This window comes from Bradyrhizobium sp. KZN70725 (assembly GCF_055264925.1).
Genome location: NZ_JBUYWT010000023.1, coordinates 103,930 through 120,387, shown reverse-complemented (window position 1 = coordinate 120,387; position 16,458 = coordinate 103,930). Strand labels below are relative to the sequence as shown.

At 63.1% G+C, this 16,458-nt stretch carries 18 protein-coding genes and 1 pseudogene; 12 read left to right on the top strand and 7 right to left on the bottom strand.

Translation table 11 applies throughout. The features are described from left to right. Positions 1 to 852: 852 nt before the first annotated feature. Positions 853 to 1,164: a DUF736 domain-containing protein gene (locus ACZBJS_RS22560; RefSeq protein ID WP_316396956.1), complete on the top strand. Its 312-nt coding sequence runs from the start codon at positions 853 to 855 to the stop codon at positions 1,162 to 1,164. Positions 1,165 to 1,401: 237 nt separating this feature from the next. Here ACZBJS_RS22560 and ACZBJS_RS22555 read toward each other — a convergent pair whose 3' ends face one another. Next, on the bottom strand, positions 1,402 to 1,629 hold the full coding sequence (locus ACZBJS_RS22555; RefSeq protein ID WP_141340641.1) for a helix-turn-helix domain-containing protein: 228 nt from the start codon (positions 1,627 to 1,629) through the stop codon (positions 1,402 to 1,404). Positions 1,630 to 1,868: 239 nt separating this feature from the next. Between ACZBJS_RS22555 and ACZBJS_RS22550 the strand changes: the two genes are divergently transcribed. From ACZBJS_RS22550 to ACZBJS_RS22540, 3 genes are all read left to right on the top strand, one after another. Then, a complete protein-coding gene (locus tag ACZBJS_RS22550) occupies positions 1,869 to 2,141 on the top strand; it encodes a DUF2285 domain-containing protein (RefSeq protein ID WP_463439190.1) in 273 nt (90 codons plus the stop codon). Between the two features lie 151 nt (positions 2,142 to 2,292). Continuing rightward, positions 2,293 to 2,487: a transcriptional regulator domain-containing protein gene (locus tag ACZBJS_RS22545; RefSeq protein ID WP_463439189.1), complete on the top strand. Its 195-nt coding sequence runs from the start codon at positions 2,293 to 2,295 to the stop codon at positions 2,485 to 2,487. A gap of 4 nt (positions 2,488 to 2,491) precedes the next feature. Continuing rightward, entirely contained in the window at positions 2,492 to 2,797 is a 306-nt protein-coding gene (locus ACZBJS_RS22540; protein ID WP_316396953.1) for a hypothetical protein, read from the top strand. Between the two features lie 46 nt (positions 2,798 to 2,843). Here the strand turns inward: ACZBJS_RS22540 and tnpA are convergent, their stop codons facing one another. Continuing rightward, a complete protein-coding gene (tnpA, locus tag ACZBJS_RS22535) occupies positions 2,844 to 3,227 on the bottom strand; it encodes an IS66-like element accessory protein TnpA (protein ID WP_316396952.1) in 384 nt (127 codons plus the stop codon). Positions 3,228 to 3,416: 189 nt separating this feature from the next. Between tnpA and ACZBJS_RS22530 the strand changes: the two are divergent. Both ACZBJS_RS22530 and ACZBJS_RS22525 read left to right on the top strand, forming a co-directional pair. Beyond that, positions 3,417 to 3,891: pseudogene (locus ACZBJS_RS22530) on the top strand (transposase); the annotation flags it as partial. Between the two features lie 678 nt (positions 3,892 to 4,569). After that, on the top strand, positions 4,570 to 6,690 hold the full coding sequence (locus ACZBJS_RS22525; RefSeq protein WP_463439188.1) for a DUF3363 domain-containing protein: 2,121 nt from the start codon (positions 4,570 to 4,572) through the stop codon (positions 6,688 to 6,690). 655 nt (positions 6,691 to 7,345) lie between these two features. On the opposite strand, the gene ACZBJS_RS22520 is transcribed toward ACZBJS_RS22525, so the two are convergent. Beyond that, the gene (locus tag ACZBJS_RS22520) at positions 7,346 to 7,564 is read right to left on the bottom strand and encodes a hypothetical protein (RefSeq protein WP_463439187.1); all 219 of its coding nucleotides are present in this window, start codon (positions 7,562 to 7,564) and stop codon (positions 7,346 to 7,348) included. Between the two features lie 313 nt (positions 7,565 to 7,877). Between ACZBJS_RS22520 and ACZBJS_RS22515 the strand changes: the two genes are divergently transcribed. Further along, positions 7,878 to 8,123: a hypothetical protein gene (locus ACZBJS_RS22515; RefSeq protein ID WP_316396949.1), complete on the top strand. Its 246-nt coding sequence runs from the start codon at positions 7,878 to 7,880 to the stop codon at positions 8,121 to 8,123. A gap of 111 nt (positions 8,124 to 8,234) precedes the next feature. After that, the gene (locus ACZBJS_RS22510) at positions 8,235 to 8,474 is read left to right on the top strand and encodes a hypothetical protein (protein ID WP_316396948.1); all 240 of its coding nucleotides are present in this window, start codon (positions 8,235 to 8,237) and stop codon (positions 8,472 to 8,474) included. Between the two features lie 545 nt (positions 8,475 to 9,019). On the opposite strand, the gene ACZBJS_RS22505 is transcribed toward ACZBJS_RS22510, so the two are convergent. From ACZBJS_RS22505 to ACZBJS_RS22495, 3 genes are read right to left on the bottom strand one after another with little or no spacing between them, the layout of a single operon-like run. Beyond that, a complete protein-coding gene (locus ACZBJS_RS22505) occupies positions 9,020 to 10,402 on the bottom strand; it encodes an epoxide hydrolase family protein (RefSeq protein ID WP_316396947.1) in 1,383 nt (460 codons plus the stop codon). Between the two features lie 17 nt (positions 10,403 to 10,419). Beyond that, positions 10,420 to 12,117 (bottom strand): aldehyde dehydrogenase (NADP(+)), encoded by a 1,698-nt coding sequence (locus tag ACZBJS_RS22500; protein WP_463439186.1) that lies wholly within the window; start codon positions 12,115 to 12,117, stop codon positions 10,420 to 10,422. Positions 12,118 to 12,163: 46 nt separating this feature from the next. Next, positions 12,164 to 12,790 carry a cysteine hydrolase family protein gene (locus tag ACZBJS_RS22495; protein WP_316396945.1) on the bottom strand — a complete coding sequence of 209 codons (627 nt, stop codon included), beginning with the start codon at positions 12,788 to 12,790 and terminating at the stop codon, positions 12,164 to 12,166. Between the two features lie 102 nt (positions 12,791 to 12,892). On the opposite strand from ACZBJS_RS22495, the gene ACZBJS_RS22490 reads away from it, so the two are divergent. After that, positions 12,893 to 13,396: a winged helix-turn-helix transcriptional regulator gene (locus tag ACZBJS_RS22490; protein ID WP_463439185.1), complete on the top strand. Its 504-nt coding sequence runs from the start codon at positions 12,893 to 12,895 to the stop codon at positions 13,394 to 13,396. Positions 13,397 to 13,591: 195 nt separating this feature from the next. Here ACZBJS_RS22490 and ACZBJS_RS22485 read toward each other — a convergent pair whose 3' ends face one another. After that, the gene (locus ACZBJS_RS22485) at positions 13,592 to 14,326 is read right to left on the bottom strand and encodes a ParB/Srx family N-terminal domain-containing protein (RefSeq protein WP_316396943.1); all 735 of its coding nucleotides are present in this window, start codon (positions 14,324 to 14,326) and stop codon (positions 13,592 to 13,594) included. Between the two features lie 125 nt (positions 14,327 to 14,451). On the opposite strand from ACZBJS_RS22485, the gene ACZBJS_RS22480 reads away from it, so the two are divergent. From ACZBJS_RS22480 to ACZBJS_RS22470, 3 genes are all read left to right on the top strand, one after another. After that, positions 14,452 to 14,922, top strand: coding sequence for a hypothetical protein (locus tag ACZBJS_RS22480; protein WP_463439184.1), 471 nt, complete (start codon positions 14,452 to 14,454; stop codon positions 14,920 to 14,922). Between the two features lie 367 nt (positions 14,923 to 15,289). Next, complete coding sequence (locus ACZBJS_RS22475; RefSeq protein WP_316396941.1) at positions 15,290 to 15,568, top strand: MAPEG family protein; 279 nt, start codon at positions 15,290 to 15,292, stop codon at positions 15,566 to 15,568. Between the two features lie 224 nt (positions 15,569 to 15,792). Next, complete coding sequence (locus tag ACZBJS_RS22470) at positions 15,793 to 16,416, top strand: methyltransferase family protein (protein WP_316396989.1); 624 nt, start codon at positions 15,793 to 15,795, stop codon at positions 16,414 to 16,416. Positions 16,417 to 16,458: the final 42 nt, after the last annotated feature.

Below are 16,458 nucleotides of genomic sequence, written 5' to 3'. Positions count from 1 at the left end.
CGTCGCCGAGCTCGTAACTCCGGTCGGGCTACGCCCTCCCTGCGTCACGAGCTCGGCGACGCTCTCTCATCCTGATTGACGCTCTGCTTCCATCCTGATTGCCGCGCGGCAGATCCTTCAATTTCTGGAACGACTGGCATGCGCCCCGTGCAGACCCGCTCTCTGAGCGGCCCTCTCGGGGGGGATCCCTGTTCCAAGCAACATGCTCTTCGCGAGGTGCTAAGGATCGACCTGTCGGGGGCCACTTGGCAATCCTGCGCTCATGGAAATCGCGCCATGTTCGAGACCTCGATCACTTTGATCTACGCCGTCCGCGACGGTCCGCTGTGTCGTGTTCGTCAACCAATAGCAAGCGATGGGGCCCGGGCGTTTTGCTCGTGTGATGCCTGGAGTATTGGATTGCTGTCTGGCAGATCGCTCCCGCAGCACCTTCGCCACGGCACGCGGGAATACGGCGAGGGGCACTAGCGTTTGCCGGGATGCGACCTTCTTGCCGTTGACGCGCAGGCCTCAGCATGGGGCCGATCGATCCAGCAGTGTCCTTGTGTTGCGTCTGCGTCGGCCGTCATGGTGGTCTCCGTCAGTTCGTTCATGGCGCGTCCAACGCAACCTCGAATGGGCTGATCAGGCCCGAGGGCCGGCAAGAGCCTCGATCGCCTTCCCGCAACGGCTGCGCCTGCTTTTTTCCCCTGCCGCGAAGGGGTGGCATTCCTCGCGGAAGACAAAAAAGCAGGCTTGTCGCCGTCCTCCGCTGCGCTGCGGGCCTGACGGCTGCGGGCCGATCGCTCCCCGGGCCAAGGATCGCCATCGAGGCTGCGATAGGCGCGGCCCGAGCAACAAACGGAGACGACCATGGCTACCATCGGCACCTTCATCGCTTTGGACAACGGCTACACCGGCTCGATCAAGACGCTGACGCTGAACATCAAGGCGCGGTTCGCCGCATCCGAGAAGGACAACGACAAGGCGCCCGACTACCGCATCTTCGCCGGCACCACCGAGTTCGGCGCGGCCTGGAAGAAGACCGCCCGCGACAGCGATCGCGAATACCTCTCGGTCAAGCTCGACGACCCGAGTTTCCCGGCCCCGATCTACGCCTCGCTGGTGAAGGTCGAAGGCGACGAGGGCTTCACCCTGATCTGGTCTCGCCGCAACGGCGACTGATCCCTTACGGATCTTCGGCCCCGCCTCCTCGGAGGCGGAGCCTTTTGCATGTGTGCCGAGTATGAACGACAGCTTGGAGGTGGAAGTCCTCTATCCAGCCTGATGACGGCGAAGGATTAGCGAGCGCCTTTCGCCCAGCTTGGTGCGCCGCCGCCGATCCGGCAAGCTTGATCGGCGGCGGTGACGCGCGTCCGCGTCCGGCGCTCGCCGGGCCTTCGGCCCGGCTCGCGGAAGAGATCAGGATCGAATCTTAGACACTTTCTCGTCAAGCAGGTCGACCGGCCGCACCTCCAAAGCTTGGGCCGTCTCCCAGATTGTGAGCAGGGTCGCGTTTTGCAGCCCTCTTTCCATACTACTGATGAAGGCCCTATCGACGCCCATGCGTTCTGCGACGGCCTCCTGGCTCAAACCAAGGCCTAGCCGAAAACGGCGCGCATTTGCTCCAAATACCTTGCGAATGTCCATCCGCAGGATAGGAAGCAATCGCGTATTTTGGCGCTACGTGTTATAATACGCGGCGACCTCGGTTGCGTGTGCTCGCAAAAGGAGTTTCGATTGTGGAGAAGGATAGAAGAACGCGCTTTCCTGCGGTCCCCGAGCCTGGGGCAGGCGGCATGCCATACGCTAGTGTCGGCGACTATGCGAGAGGGCGCTTTGCGAGCGCTGCGAGTCGACTTCCGCTCTCTGGAACAGTGTAGCCCCCGATGCCAAAACCACCGCTTGATCCGGAGGTCGCGGACGTTGCGCCGGACGATCCAATCGTTACACCTTATGACCAGCAGCATGTCGTAACCTACATGCGACTTCTACAGGCCGAGAGTGAGGGGGCGGACTGGCGGGAAGTCGCTCGACTTGTCCTGCATATTGATCCGGCGCGTCAACCGGGCCGCGCACGCGACGCATACCAGAGTCACCTCGCGCGCGCGAAGTGGATGACCGAACAGGGGCGTCTGTTGCGTGGCACGTGGTCGAACTAGAGGAAATTTATCGGCCGAAACTCGACTTCTCCGGCTAACGCTTGGTCACCAGGAAGCACCACGTGGTGCCAAACCAGGTTCTTCCTGCAGCCCAATCGATTGGAATTATTGAGCCGCAATCCTGTTAGCTGTGTGCAATGGGGCGGAAGCAATGCCTGAGTTCGACTGGCGGTCGCCGGAATCCTTCAAGAGCCTTCAGGATGCAGAGATCACCGACATTGCCTGGGAATGTCTTCGTCGAAATACGGATTATCGCCGTGACCACGAAGCGATGATCGCCAACAAACCAGCTGGCGAAGTGACAGCCGAGTTCAGGAAGAGGTGGGGCACCTGCTCTCGGCCATGATCCAGTGAGGTCCTTCAACGAACAGACCATCTTTTGGGCGCCCGATGTTCTGCCGACCGTTGTGCCGGGCGCAGTGATCGTGCCGCCTCTCAGCGCCAGCGCAGCGCCTCGGCCGCTGCTCGATCTCGCGGCTGACCAGATCCGCCGCGCCGCCGACGGCTGGCACGTCGTATTGCGCATCGAAACGGCAAAACACCGCGTTTGGTCGAAAGAGCCGCGGGTTGTTGGTCTGTGCTATTCTGCCGAGCTGCCGTTTGACGGCGATTTTGAGGAACGCGTATGCTGCGCGACGGGCTGTGGCGTGCGATGAAAGGGCGCACAAGTGAGATGCACTTTCACGCCCGCCGGGATGACGATCACGATGCTGTCTCCCTACCGGCGAGCTGCCGATTCACCGCGGTCGGACTGCTGCCCGCCGGCGCGAACACACGCTGTCCATCTTCCAGTTCGACCGCCATCATGCCGTCCGGCGGCTTTACAAGATCATGCAAGGCCGCGAGTGCTGCTGGCTCATTCGCCGCGCCGTCGGCGAGCGTCACCGTCGCGAGTTGCGGTGCCTTGCGAGCGGTTAGGCCGAACTCGACCCGCCAGCGGAACACCATGCTGGTAACGACGCCATGGCGGCGGCAAACCTGCGCCACGCTGACGCCGGGCTTCTCCGTCTGCTGCACGATCGCCCGCTTCTGCTTGTTGCTGAACCGACGCCGGTTCGACCGCCCGTCCACCGCTTCCGGCGTCAAGCGGTATTTGCGTCGCGCGCAGTTAGCAGCGCTGCTTAATTGAGCCGGGTGCTCGGATGATGCAGCAATCGCCAGTCCTTCTCGCCGCCGGAGTCTTCGAGACGATCGCGCCAGATCCGCAACGAATCGCGCGAAAGACCGAGGGGCGCGGCATGCCTGGCATGCCCGATGCCGTCCAGCTCATCGCCTCGACATGTCGCCGGGCACGAGCTGTGCCGGCGGTTCACGCAGATTCCCGGTGTCGGTCCGATCGCGGCGCTGAGCTTCATGACCGCGGTCGACGACCCCTCGCGGTTCAGGCGCTCGCGCGACGTGGCGGCGTATTTTGGCCTGACCTCACGGCGCTGGCAGTCCGGCTCTTCGGTCGGCGTGCAGGGGCGGATCAGCAAGGCGGGTGACGGCGACGTGCGGCGGGCGCTGAGGCGGCGAGCGCGCGCTGACGCGTTACAAGAAGAAGGACAAAGTCAAGGCGTGGGGGCTGGCGCTGGCGAAGCGCGCCTCGCACCGCAAGGCGACGGTGGCGGTGGCGCGCAAGCTCGCCGTGATCATGCACGCGATGTGGACCTCCGGCACGTTCTACTGCGGCGATCCGGACGCGTCGGCGGCGGAGATGCGCGCCGAGCGGACGGCCAAAGCGCGCAAACTGCTCGGGGCTTACGCATGAGCAGCGCGATCAATCGACCCGTTGACGACGTGGCGATCGCCGCGTCCTGAACATGGAGCTCCGCCGCTGGCGGATGAGGACTGGTGCAGCATAACGACGACGGAACGCACGTTATCTTGCCTGCGACGGCGCATCTTCGGATGCCTGCCGATCGCGCCGGATTGCCTGTGATGTGGCTCCGTCAGACCGATGGAAAGATGCGCCGCGACGGCGTCCGCGCTGCCTTGCTGCAGCGAGTTTGTGCCGTCGATGAGCGCGGAAGACTGCACGGCGCATCAGGACTCGCATTCATCGCGGCGCATCGTGTCATGGCGTGGCGCAGAGAGCCTTGTCGCAAACGAGAAAGGAAGCGAGAATGGGACAGAGCAGAGAGACGAGACGCCCGATTAAGACGGCAAGATAAAGCGAACTGTCGTTCGCACCTCGCGGGCTCGGCAAGTGATTGTCTGCACATTGTTTTTGGCACCTTGCGAAGCCCATCTGACAGCACTGCGCATGTGCGCATGGTGCCATCTCAAAGACTTTCTCTTTTGTTTTCAAGGCCAAGACGGTTGTCTTTTGCAATGTGCGCCGTAGCATGCCTCGTCATCGCTACACTGCCGCAACCCATTCTGCGACGCTCTACGATCGATGGTTTGAGGTCTTGCACGGTGTGATTCCCGCGCCGATCGTCGCGTCATGGCGAGCGATGAGCACGACGATTTCCGCATCAGGCCGGGCCGCGCGCGCAACCGGGGCTCGCGCGTCAACGCGCGCTATCTGCCCTTCTTGACTGAGGTGAAGATCGCCGTGCGCAAGGCCGGCGGTAACCCCGGGCAGATCGGCCGAGGCCCGGGATCGGCGGGCAGCCGGAACGGGCAAGGCAGCGGCCGCTTCAACGCGCGCGGCCGGGGCGCCAGGGTTGTGGCGTCCTTTGCCCGGGACGGCGGCGGCTGGCAGCAGGATTCCAGCGGTCGCTTCCGCTCGCGTCGGGTCGTGGTCAAGGCGCGGGTGGTGAAGCTCAACCCGCAACGAGGTTCGCGCGGGCCAAAGATGCGGGGTGCGGCGAGCAAGGCGGCCGACGCGCATCTGCGCTACCTCGAGCGCGACGGAGTCACCCGCGACGGCGAGCAAGGCCGGGCTTATTCAGCACTTGAGAACAAAGCGGACGGCAAGACGTTCATCGAACGCGGACGTGAGGACCGCCACCAGTTCCGCTTCATTGTCGCGCCGGAGGATTCCATCGAGATGGCGGATCTGCGCGGCTTCACCCGCGACCTCATGCGCCAGATGGAAACTGATCTCGGCACCAGGCTCGACTGGATCGCCGTCGATCATCACAACACCGGCCATCCGCACACCCATGTCATCGTCCGCGGGGTGCTCGATGATGGTCGCATCCTCAACATTGCCGGTGATTATATCGCTCATGGCGTCCGCCATCGGGCGAGCGAGCTGGTTACGCTCGAACTTGGCCCACAGACCGAGATCGAGCTTCAGAACAAGCTCCACAACGAGGTGCAGGCCGAGCGCTGGACCCGGCTCGATAAGATGCTGGCCTCCGAGCAGCGCGACCAGGGCGTCATCGATCTCAGGCCCGGCGAGGGGGCGAGCTATCTCGTCCGCGAGAACCGCGCCAACCTGATCGGGCGCGTCCGCCAGCTTGAGCGGTACGGGCTCGCCAGCGAGATCGAGCCGGGACGCTGGACGCTCTCGGGCAAGGCCGAGCGGACCTTGCGGGAGCTCGGCGAGCGCGGCGACATCATCAAGACCATGCACCGGGCGCTTGCCGAGCATGGCATCGCCTCCGAGCGCGGGCCCAGCCAGTACGTCAGCCATGGCAGGCAGATCGCCGAGCCGGTCGTCGGCCGGGTGCTGGCCAAAGGACTGGCCGGCGACGAGATGAGCGACCGGCTGCATCTCGTTATCGATGGCGTGGACGGGCGCACCCACTATGTCGAGACGGCCGATCCGGCCAGGCTGGACGAGATCAAGCGCGGCCACATCGTCGCGCTCGAGCCGGTGCTGAGCAAGGCGGAGCCACGAGCTGCGGACCTCAACATCCGCGCCATGGCGGCAACAAACGGCGGCCTCTACCGGCCGAGCGAACACCTGGCGGCCGCGTGCCCGGAGATCGAACGCTTCAAGGGCGACCCGAATGCATACATCCGCTCCCACGTCCGCCGTCTCGAAGCCCTGCGCCGCGCCGGCCATGTCGAGCGCATCGACGCCGACCACTGGAAAATCCCCCACGACATCGCCGAACGCGGCATGGCCTATGACGCCTCTGGCCAGCCGAAGGACTTTGCCATTCGCACGCTCTCCACCCTCGATCTTGAACGCCAGATCGGCAGCGACGGGGCGACCTGGCTCGACCGCGAACTGGCCTCACCCAACCGGACGCCGCTCTCGGAGGCGGGCTTTGGACGGGAGGTCACGGACGCGATGGAGCGTCGTCGCCAGGCCCTCGTCGATCAGGGGCACGCCACCCGGCTCGCCGACGGCCGCGTTCGTGCGCCGAAAGACCTCGTCGCCCGCCTTGAGGCGACCGAGATCAGTCGCGTCGGGCGGCAGATGGCGGCCGAGCGCGGGCTGACTTATATGCCGAGCAAGTCGGGCGAGTTGATCGCCGGGAGGCTTGCGGGCGTCGCCACGCTTGTCAGCGGGCGCTTCGCCATGATCGAGGATGGCCTCGGCTTCCAACTCGTGCCCTGGCAACCTGTGCTCGACAAGCGCATCGGCCAGCACATCAGCGGTGTGATGCGCGACAGCGGTGGCATCGAATGGGGGGTCGGTCGGAAACGTGGGCTTGGGCTGTGAGCTGGACCCCTTTGCCAGCCTCCGGCCGTCCTCCGACGGGCGGAGCGTGGACGAGGGTGGTGGCAACTTGGGCGCGGTGGCTAGATCGCTCACCCGCGGCGTCTGGCAGCGGGAGGATTGGATCTGGAGTCACGGACAAACGCGGTTGATGGTCTAATCGATTGACGGCGAGGGAGAGACCGGCCGTCATCAGCCTCCCATCTTTTTGTTCCATATTCTGGGGCGGTGAGATCATCGGCCTCGCGGATCAGTGCCGCGACGGCGGCGGGCTTCCTGGCCGATCAAGCCGCGAAGACTGTCCCATCCCTGGTTCCGCGCCAGTTCCATCGTCAGCGCCTTGCAATCGCTGCCGGACCGGGGGGTGATGTTTCGGGACGATCGGGGTCTTCGAACTGCGAACGCACATAGGCTGGCTGCAATCTCATCAAGCCGCGTCCGAACATCGGATAGATTGGGAGCCGGCGGAGAAGCTTGAGGATGGTCGTGAGAATCGCATCGTTAGGCGCTTTCGCCTGCACCACAGCCGACGCAGCGGCCGGGAGGGGAGCGCACCAGATTGCGGTTGAGCCACTCGGCGACGCAGCAGGCGAAGGCGCGGGCCTCAGCCCGATCGCGTGGCAGGCCGCCATCGAACTCCGCAATCCCGGCGCGCTCGTCAAAAAAGACCTGCCAGTCCTCGGCCGACCAGCCATCTTTGCCAAGGACGCAGCAACACCACGATGCTAAGCTTGTGAATCGAGAGAAGATCGAGGATTTCGGCCGGCGGCGGCGCGGAGGCTTCCAACACTAGGTCGTCGCCGTCGAGACGCAATTCGACACCGGCGACCCGCGCCGCCCTCAGCGCTTCGGCGGCGCTCAGAGCGTTGCTCTCCATCCGGTTTTTCCGGGCGCGGATTGGGGCGGGTGATTTGCACCCGCAGAGTCCGCAACAACCGGCCGACCCCCTCGGAGCCTTGTTTGGCGTGGTGAGTCTTGTGCCGCAGTGGTTTGGTGGTGGGACACCGGGTAATTTCCTGCCCCCGGAGATACACGTGAGTTGCTTCTAGCGTCCCTTTGGTCCGCGCTCTCTGGGCGGTCTCTCGAAGGAGGAAGCCGCAACAAGCGCCGTGAGGTTGGTGGCCGCTGCCCTCCAGCAGGAGCTGCGCGACTGGGGCGCTGTCCTGACAGCGCAGGACTGCGAGGCTATAATGGCCAAGGTTCTCGAACGCGCCGGCACCGCGGCGCATGCAACGAGCACGGCCATGAAAGTCAAAGACCTGTTAGATGAGCTACAGAAGCTCGATCCGGAGACGCTGGTCGTCACGTCCAGTCCTGACGGCTTCGCTCTGTATGAGCCGACATTTGACCGCGAATGGATCACGATAGACCGGTTCGGTAGTCCGCAGCGCGCCATGTCAGGCGAGCCCGGAGCGATGCAGGCCGTCAGGCTCTAAGCCTCCGGGAAGTTCTCCTGCACATAGAGCTTGATGCGCCCGCCGATCGTATCGTGTTTGGGTACGTCTGGTTCGAACGCCGGGACCGGCACAACGTTGTAGGAGGCGGAAATGAAACCCATCAAAGACGAAATGATCCGAACAATCGTGAACGAAGCCGGCGATGAAGTGGGCCAGACCAACCTCGATGGCACGCTTGTCAAAGGGCACCACCAAATCGACGCCGAACTAAAGCTCCACCACGAACTGTTCTTCAGGACCAGCGGCGCGCTGACAAAGATAAACTGCATCACCATTGACCATACCGCGCACAAGATCACGCTGGCGGTGGACGGCTTTAGTCGGGCTTGAGCCGATGATGAGTGCGCCTGTTTGGCGTGCTTGGGCCGGCCGATATCAGAAGACCGCTGCGGCCAGCCCGATGGCGGCCAGCACAATCACCACGACGAATGCTAGCAGGCAGCTTCCACCGTGCGTGTTCATCGCGACCTCCGTGTCCAGATGCTGTCTGAATTTATTTCCGGTAGATCACCACTGGGGCATCGCCCGCCCGATGAACCCGAGGGGACCCCGCCCCGGCACCGGTTGCTTTTGGGGTAAAGCAGACATCAAATGGAAGGCGAGGCCCGCAGACTCGGTCGAGAGTGACCCAAGGCAGACATGTCTGAGCGGGCGCATGCCAGAAAACTGGCGATGCGCAGCACCTGTCGGCGGTGACCAGGTCTACCTCTTGCCGTCGCCGATGTACGTAAGGCGAGGGCTAGTCAAACCGAGGAATGCCGATTGGAATTCTCATTCCGATGCTTCGGTGCTCGGCCACAAGACGTGCGACAAACTCATCCAGGCGCGGTCGGGAGAGGGGTGAATATACGTCGGGTGTCAGACACTCTTCCGCGTTACGAGTGGCGCTCGGCGCGCGCGTGATGGCGCGCGCCGAAGTCTTCAAGCGATTTGCGCAGCGATCGGAAGCCTGCGCGCACCTCTTCAGAAAAGAGCTGCGGCTGTTCCCAGGCTGCAAAGTGCCCGCCTTTATCGACCTTGTTGTAATAGATGAGCTTGGGATACGCCCGCTCCGTCCAACTCCGCGGCGCCTGATACTGCTCGCCTGGAAAAACGCTCACGGCCACCGGGATGTGGACGCCCTTCGCATTGAAGAAGCCGCCCTTGTATTCCCAGTAAAGACGGGACGCAGAGACCCCGGTCTTCGTCAACCAGTACAGCGTGATGTTGTCGAGGATCTCGTCGCGCGTCAGCTCCCCAGTGGCACTCGTCGCCCGGGTTAGTGCCGAAGCGACCGCCGCCGCCGGTTGGCCGTCAGCGTCATTGTGGTCGAGCAGCCAGGCCGCGAGGCCAACGGGCGAATCCGCGATGCCGTAGAGGGTTTGCGGGCGCGACGCCATCAACCTGGCATAGTCGACTTGCTTGAAAGTCCTGACCAGTTGCTCATAAGCGCGTCGTTCCTCAGCTGACAGACCGGTCGTCGGCGGCTCGCCGGCCTTAAGAGCCTTGTCGACGTCAGCCGGGACGGTGGCGGGCATGTTGGTGTGGATGGCGAGCAGTCCCGCGGGAGCCTGCAAGCCCATTTGATCGACAACAAACGCTCCCCAGTCGCCGCCTTGAGCGACGTAACTGGTGTAGCCGAGGCGCTTCATGAGTTCTGCCCATGCTCGGGCCATCCGCTCGGGACCCCAGCCGGTGCTCTTCGGTTTGCCCGAAAAGCCGTATCCCGGCATTGACGGAATGACCAAATGGAAAGCGTCCGATGCGCTCGCGCCGTATGCCGTGGGGTTGGTCAAGGGATCGATGATCTTCAACTGCTCGATGATCGAGCCGGGCCATCCGTGGTTGACGATGAGCGGCAACGCACCTTCGTGCTTCGAACGAACGTGGATGAAATGAATGTCCAGCCCGTCGATCTCGGTGATGAACTGCGGCAAGGCATTGAGCCGCGCCTCTACCTTCCGCCAGTCGTAATCCGTCGCCCAATAGCGCGCCAGTTCCCGCATCGTCGCGAGTTGCACGCCTTGCGATTGGTCCGGGACAGTCTCGCGTTCAGGCCAGTTTGTCGCGTCGATGCGCCTGCGCAGGTCGACGAGCGCCTCTTCAGGAAAGTTGATGCGGAAGGGGCGGATTGCATCGCCCGTGGCGGCCGACACCGGATGCGCGGGAAACAGGCTGGCTGCGCCGGCCGCGGCTATTCCCAGCGCAGCGGTGGTCAAGAACTTGCGTCTGTCCGGGTTGATGGCTTCTGTCGCCGGCGTTTTGATGAGCATGGTCATTGCATTCTCTCCTGAGGTTACCGGCTCGCGCCTTGGAAGTTGGGTCGCTTCGATGCTCGAGCGAATGCTCGTTGGTCGGCAGGCGCGCCATCGCCGCGCCACCTAATTGTCTCTTGGTCGTTCCGGGCAGCGGGGGAACGGCGAGTGACCACGCCTCCGTCGACCAGCCGGGGCACGCCGAGCGGATTGGCCTCGCGCAGCGCCATGGGCAGCAGCGTGTCCGGAAAACCCTGGTAAGAGACCGGCCGCAAAAACCGATCGATCGCGCTCATGCCGACCGAGGTGAAGCGGCTGTCCGAGGTCGCGGGGAAGGGACCGCCGTGGATCGAGGCATAAGAGACCTCCTGCGGATGCGCGAAGGCGTTGACAACGATGCGACCGGTGCGTCGCTCCAGGATGGGGAGCAGACGCTGCGCCAGTGAAGTGTCGGCGTTTTCCAGATGCATGCTCGCCGAAAGCTGGCCGCGGAAGGCCATGGCAATGGCGATCAACTCCTCTGCGTCGCGGACCTTCACGAGCAGGGCGGCGGGGCCGAACACTTCCTCCGCAAGCCTGGGATCGGCCAGGAAGCGTGCGCCGTCGATCTCGAGCAGGGCCGAGCGGCCGTCGAGATCTTGGGACGGCGCCGCCCCCTCTGCGGTGCGGCGAGCACCGCTCGCCTGCTGCCGGTCGAGGCCTTGCAGATAGGCGCTATGGATGCCCGGGGTCAGCATAGGGCGCGCAGGGGCAGAAGCGATGCGCGCCGACAAGCTCTCGCGCATGGCTTCGAAGCCGGGCCCTTCAATGCCCAGAAGGATAGCGGGCTTTAGGCATGCCTGTCCGACATTGACCAGCATCCGTTCGGCGAAGCCGTCGCCGATCTCGGCTCCGCGCAACGACAGGGCCTGTGGCAGGATGAAAGTCGGGTTGACGCTGGTCATTTCGGTAAAGACCGGGATCGGTTCCGGCCGCAGCTGGGCGCGTCGATAGAGCGCCATGCCGCCGCCTTCCGATCCGGTGAAAGTCACGGCCTTGATCAGCGGATGGTCGACCAGCGCCTCGCCGACGGTATTGCCCGCCCCGCGCACCATCGAGAACACGCCCTGATGCAGGCCGCTATCCTGGACCGCCTTGCGGATGACACGGGCCATGATCTCCGACGCCCCGGGGTGAGCGTTGTGCGCTTTCAACACCACGGTGCAGCCCGCCGCGAGCGCAGAGGCGGTGTCGCCGCCGGCGACCGAATAGGCGATCGGGAAATTGCTTGCACCAAAGATGGCAACGGGACCGAGCGCGATCTTCTGCATGCGGTGGTCCATGCGCGGGCGGGGCTGGCGCTCGGGCTGGGCCGGGTCAATCGTCGCCTGCAGGAAGCGCCCCTTGCGGACGACCTCGGCGAATTGCCGGAATTGGGTCGCCGCCTTGGTCGCTTCGGCCTCGAGCTGCACCGCGGGCAGGCCGGTCTCCTGCGCGGCGCGCTCGGCAAGCTCTGTGCGCACAGCATCGAGATTGTCGGCGATCCGGCCCAGGAACGCTGCGCGCTCCGCAAGCGTCGTGTGGCTGTAGCCGTCGAACGCTTGTTCGGCGAGCCGCACGGCCAGGTCGACTTCCGCGCGACCGCCGAGGGCAAAGCCGGGTTCGATTTCGCGGTTCGTGGCGGGGTTGAGCGCGTTCATCGTTCCTTCGCTGGCCGCGATGTCTGCGGCGCCGATGAAAAGCTTTCCTGTCAGGGTCATTTGAGTTCACCTTTCATGATAAGTGCGCTGGCGCGCAGGGCGCGGGTTACGTCTTAGGCAAGGCCGCCATCACCTCGGCCGTCGTCCCGATGGCGTGGGCGAATGTGGGGCCGTTCAATTCGTGCGCAGCGTGCATCATGTCGTGCGAGAAGGCGGCGGTGGCGTCGCGCACCAGCGTCACGTGATAGCCGAGCTCCATTGCGAAGCGAGCTGTCGACTCGATGCAGGTGTTGGCGAGCAGGCCGATCACGATCACGTGGGTGATACCCTTCTGCTTCAACTGGAAGTCCAGGTCGGTGTTGGCGAAGCCGCTTTGTCCCCAATGCTCCTTGGCGACGATGTCGCCAGGCTTCGGCGTGAAATCGGAATGCCATTCGCCGCCCCATTCGCCGCGCGCAAAGCTGTGGCGCTGCATGATCAGTCGCTGGGTGGGGTTTGGATGGTCCCAGTCCTCGTAATCGCCCGGCTCCCAGCGCCGGTGCGGGACGATGACGACCTGGATATCAGCCGCGCGCACGGCACCGTCCAGCCGGCGCAGGTTATCGAGGAGGCCAACCTCATCGGCGACCGGCTTGAGGTGCGGATAAACCTTCCCGCCCTCCGACAGGAAGTCGTTGTAGGGATCGACGAGCAGCAATGCGGTCCTGCCGCGAGGGTATTGGGTCTCAATCATCGTCCGTCTCCTTGGGCCGCAGCGCGGCCGGTTGCTTCGGCTTCAATGATGTCCTATGTTACTATGAAAATCATAGTTACAATCCGCGATGAAGAAAACGTGATGAAGAACCAAAAAGCCCTTGTTTCCCAGACGCTTTGCCCGGTCGCCCGCTCCGAGACGGTCGTGGGCGACCGCTGGACGGTGCTAATCCTGCGCGAACTCTTCATGCGCAGTCATCGCTTCGAGGAGATCCAGGCCCAGACCGGAGCTACGCCGCAAATGGCCGCGGCGAGATTGAAGAGCTTGGAAGCCAACGGGCTCGTCAGGCGACGCATCTACAACAAGCGACCGCGGCGTCACGAGTATCACCTGACGGAGAAGGGGGAGGCCTTCTATCCTGTGCTGCAGGCGCTGCGGGCCTGGGGCGAGATATGGTGCAAGTCGCCGCGGGAAGGCCGCGCTATCAACTACACCCACCGGACATGCGGCAAGTCGACGGGCCTTGGCCCCGTCTGTGAGAGTTGCGGCCAGCCACTACGTCGCGAGGATATGATCGCCGAGCTGAATCCCGCTTATCAGGATGAGCGCGAAGCGCGGTGGGAGGAGTTCAAGGCCAGCCTATGAATCCTGTGGGTCTCAGAAGAGAAGCCGGCCGTGCAAGGGCTCGCGCTGGGACAGCCAGTCGCATTGCCAGGCCTGCGTTCGAAGCGATCAAGCCGAGTGCGAGACTTCCGGCTCTGGCCCATCGCACCATTTCGTTGCGTTGCGGTAATTGGTCAGTATCGGGGCATAGCGGACCTCTAGAATAACAAACTCGATTTATGAGACGCGCCCTAGATATTCGGCGCAGATCGAGGCGAGCGCATTGCCTTGTGGCGAGCGATTGGGATTGTTCGGGTCGCGCGGCTTGGTCGCCCTGGCGATGGCGCGCTCGACGAGCCCGAATTGATCCCCGTACAGAATGAACGTCATGTCGCGGAATGGCGACCGATCGCCGTCCGGCAATTCGGGCATCCGCTCTAACTCGCCGACCCCGACCGATAGCCGCGAAAGCTCGTCCTCGGTTATGCCGGTCAGCGCGATCTCGAAACCGTCCTCCACGAGGTCGGCCAATTCGAGCCGCAGCATCTCGTCATCCCAATCGCTGGCATCGGTCAGGCGATTATCGGCGATGACATAGGCGCGCTTCTGCTGATCGGTCCAACCGCGCGCGACAATGACCGGCACCTCGGTAAATCCTAACAGCTTGCCGGCGGCCAATCGGCCGTGCCCGGCGAGCACCATGCCGTCATCGGCCGCGAGGATCGGCATTGTCCAACCCCATTGCTTGATTGAGGCCGCGATCTGCTCGATTTGCTCGGGCGAGTGCCGGCGCGAATTGCGCTCGTAGGGCCGTAAACGGTCAACCGGCCATGCTTCCACGGCCGGCTTGCTCGCCAGTGCATCCATGATTTGCCGCCTGTAGGGCCGTTTATGGCCCGGACCTAGACTTTTAAATCCGCAACGCATTGCATTCGCCTCAACAAGCCGGGCGAAACCGTCGACATGCACCACGGTGGCACCACCACGCGCCTGCATCGCGAGTGCATCGACACTTGGGTCGCCGACTAGGAGCAGCGCAATGTGAGAGGAGCCACCGCCTGGCGAATTTCACTTGCGCATCGGACGCGGGAGCCGATTTGGAGCTGCTGCCGCCCGCAATGGAGGAAGCTGGTATGCTATCCGTTTTCGACTTGCGGGATGCACTTCTCGCCCTTCCGACATTTCTCTACGAGAAGCTCTTTTTCGGCCCGATACCAGAAGTTATCCATCTCACCGTGTGGTTGGCCGGCCTCCTGCCAAAGCTTATAAGCCCGAGTGCGTATTTCTTCCTCGTTCGGACCGGGCATCTGAAACACCCTAAATATCGCACCGTCAGGCAATCGCCTGCGGTCGGTTATTCATACCCTCACGGAATTCTGGCTCCGCACAGACAGCCGATCTTTACTGCATGCAAGGTGCGGATGGTTCTCGCAAACCCACCCGATGCCGAAGCAGATTGGGCAGTTTTTATCCATCTTGGGCAACGCAAGTTAAACAACTTCAGTTCCTCGCTCACGGCGGATTGTGCGCTGCCGTCGGCGGGGCCGTTACCGCTGCGCTTGCTTTAAAACCAACCCAAACGGCGCAAACGCCGTCACCATCGTGCCGACGACGCCGGTCGCCTCGTGGATTTCAAGCAAAATGGCCGAACGGTCGATTCGCCATTAAACGCCCTAACCAGCTCCGTTCGCGTGGAGTTTGCGAGGAATCAAAGCCCCAAAACGCGGTCCCGAAATACGCAAAAGGCGGGCGGTCCGGCGTACCCGCGCGGTTTTGGATTTCCCAAAGTACCTCTGAAAAGGCGCGGCCCTCCAAAGGATTGCTTTTGCCCGCCGAACGGGCAGAAGCGGACATTCAACCTGCCGACAACCCCGCTGAATCCGTCGAGAATGACCCTCAACAGACATCCACGCGGCTGAGGGTATACGGTCTTGTATGACCATCGAACTCGTCCTGCTCGCCGGAAGCGTAGTCCTCGGCATCGTGCACATTATCATCGTGTCGCACCTGCAGAGCTGGCAACGAGGCTATTGGTGGACTGCCAGCTCAAGGGAGCACAGTGTTCCGCCGCTCACCGGCGTTGCCGGAAGGGCTGAACGAGCACTCCGAAACTATTTTGAGACCTTTCCATTCTTCGCCGCTGCAATTCTTGTCGTGACCGTGACGAACACGCACAGTTGGCTCACCGTGTGGGGAGCCCACTTCTACTTTTGAGGTCGCATCCTCTACGCAATCCTGTATATGGCGGACCTGCCGTTAGCTCGTTCGCTCGTGTGGGACATCCCGACGACCGGCATCCTGATGAATGTTGCCGGGCTATTCTTGAAGTGACGATACCGACCGCACGATCTTAGGGTCATGCGTGGCACCACTTCGCTTCCTCTGAAATGGTAAACTAGCGGATGCCAGTCTCGGCTTACCTCAAGGCAGGCTTGTTCGTGGTCGCCGCGGCCGCCGCATTGTTCGCAGCAGCCGGCACGGTCGCCATCCCGGGCTTTTGGGCGTATCTCGCAATCTTCGCCGTCGTCATGATCGTTTCGTTCGCGGCGCTCGATCCGGACCTCCTGCGCGAACGCATGCGGCCGGGCGGCGAGAAGCCGCCGCTCGCGCTGAAGGTCTTCTCGCTGGTTCTGTTCATGCATTGGATCGTTGCCGGGCTTGACCGTGGCCGTTTCCATTGGAGCGACAATGTGCCCGACTGGCTGCAAGGCGTTTGCCTGTTCACGGTCGGGTCCGGTTACGCCCTGGCACTATGGGCTATGCGCGTGAACCGGTTTTTCTCCTCCGCTATTCGCATCCAGACCGACCGCGGTCAGTACGTCGTCACCACGGGACCCTACGCCTTCGTTCGCCATCCCGGATACACCGCCGGGATTCTAATTATGGTGGCGAGCGGACCCGCACTCGGATCTTGGCTCGCTGCCGCGCTCGTTGTGATCTTCAGCCTGCCGTTTCTGCTCTATCGCACCATCACGGAGGATCGAATTCTTCAGGTAGACCTTGCGGGCTATTCGGATTACGCCGCGCTAGTCCGATGGCGGCTTATCCCGCGGATTTGGTGAGAGCTAAACCTCATTTGGGAAAGCACGCTCCTCACCAAACCG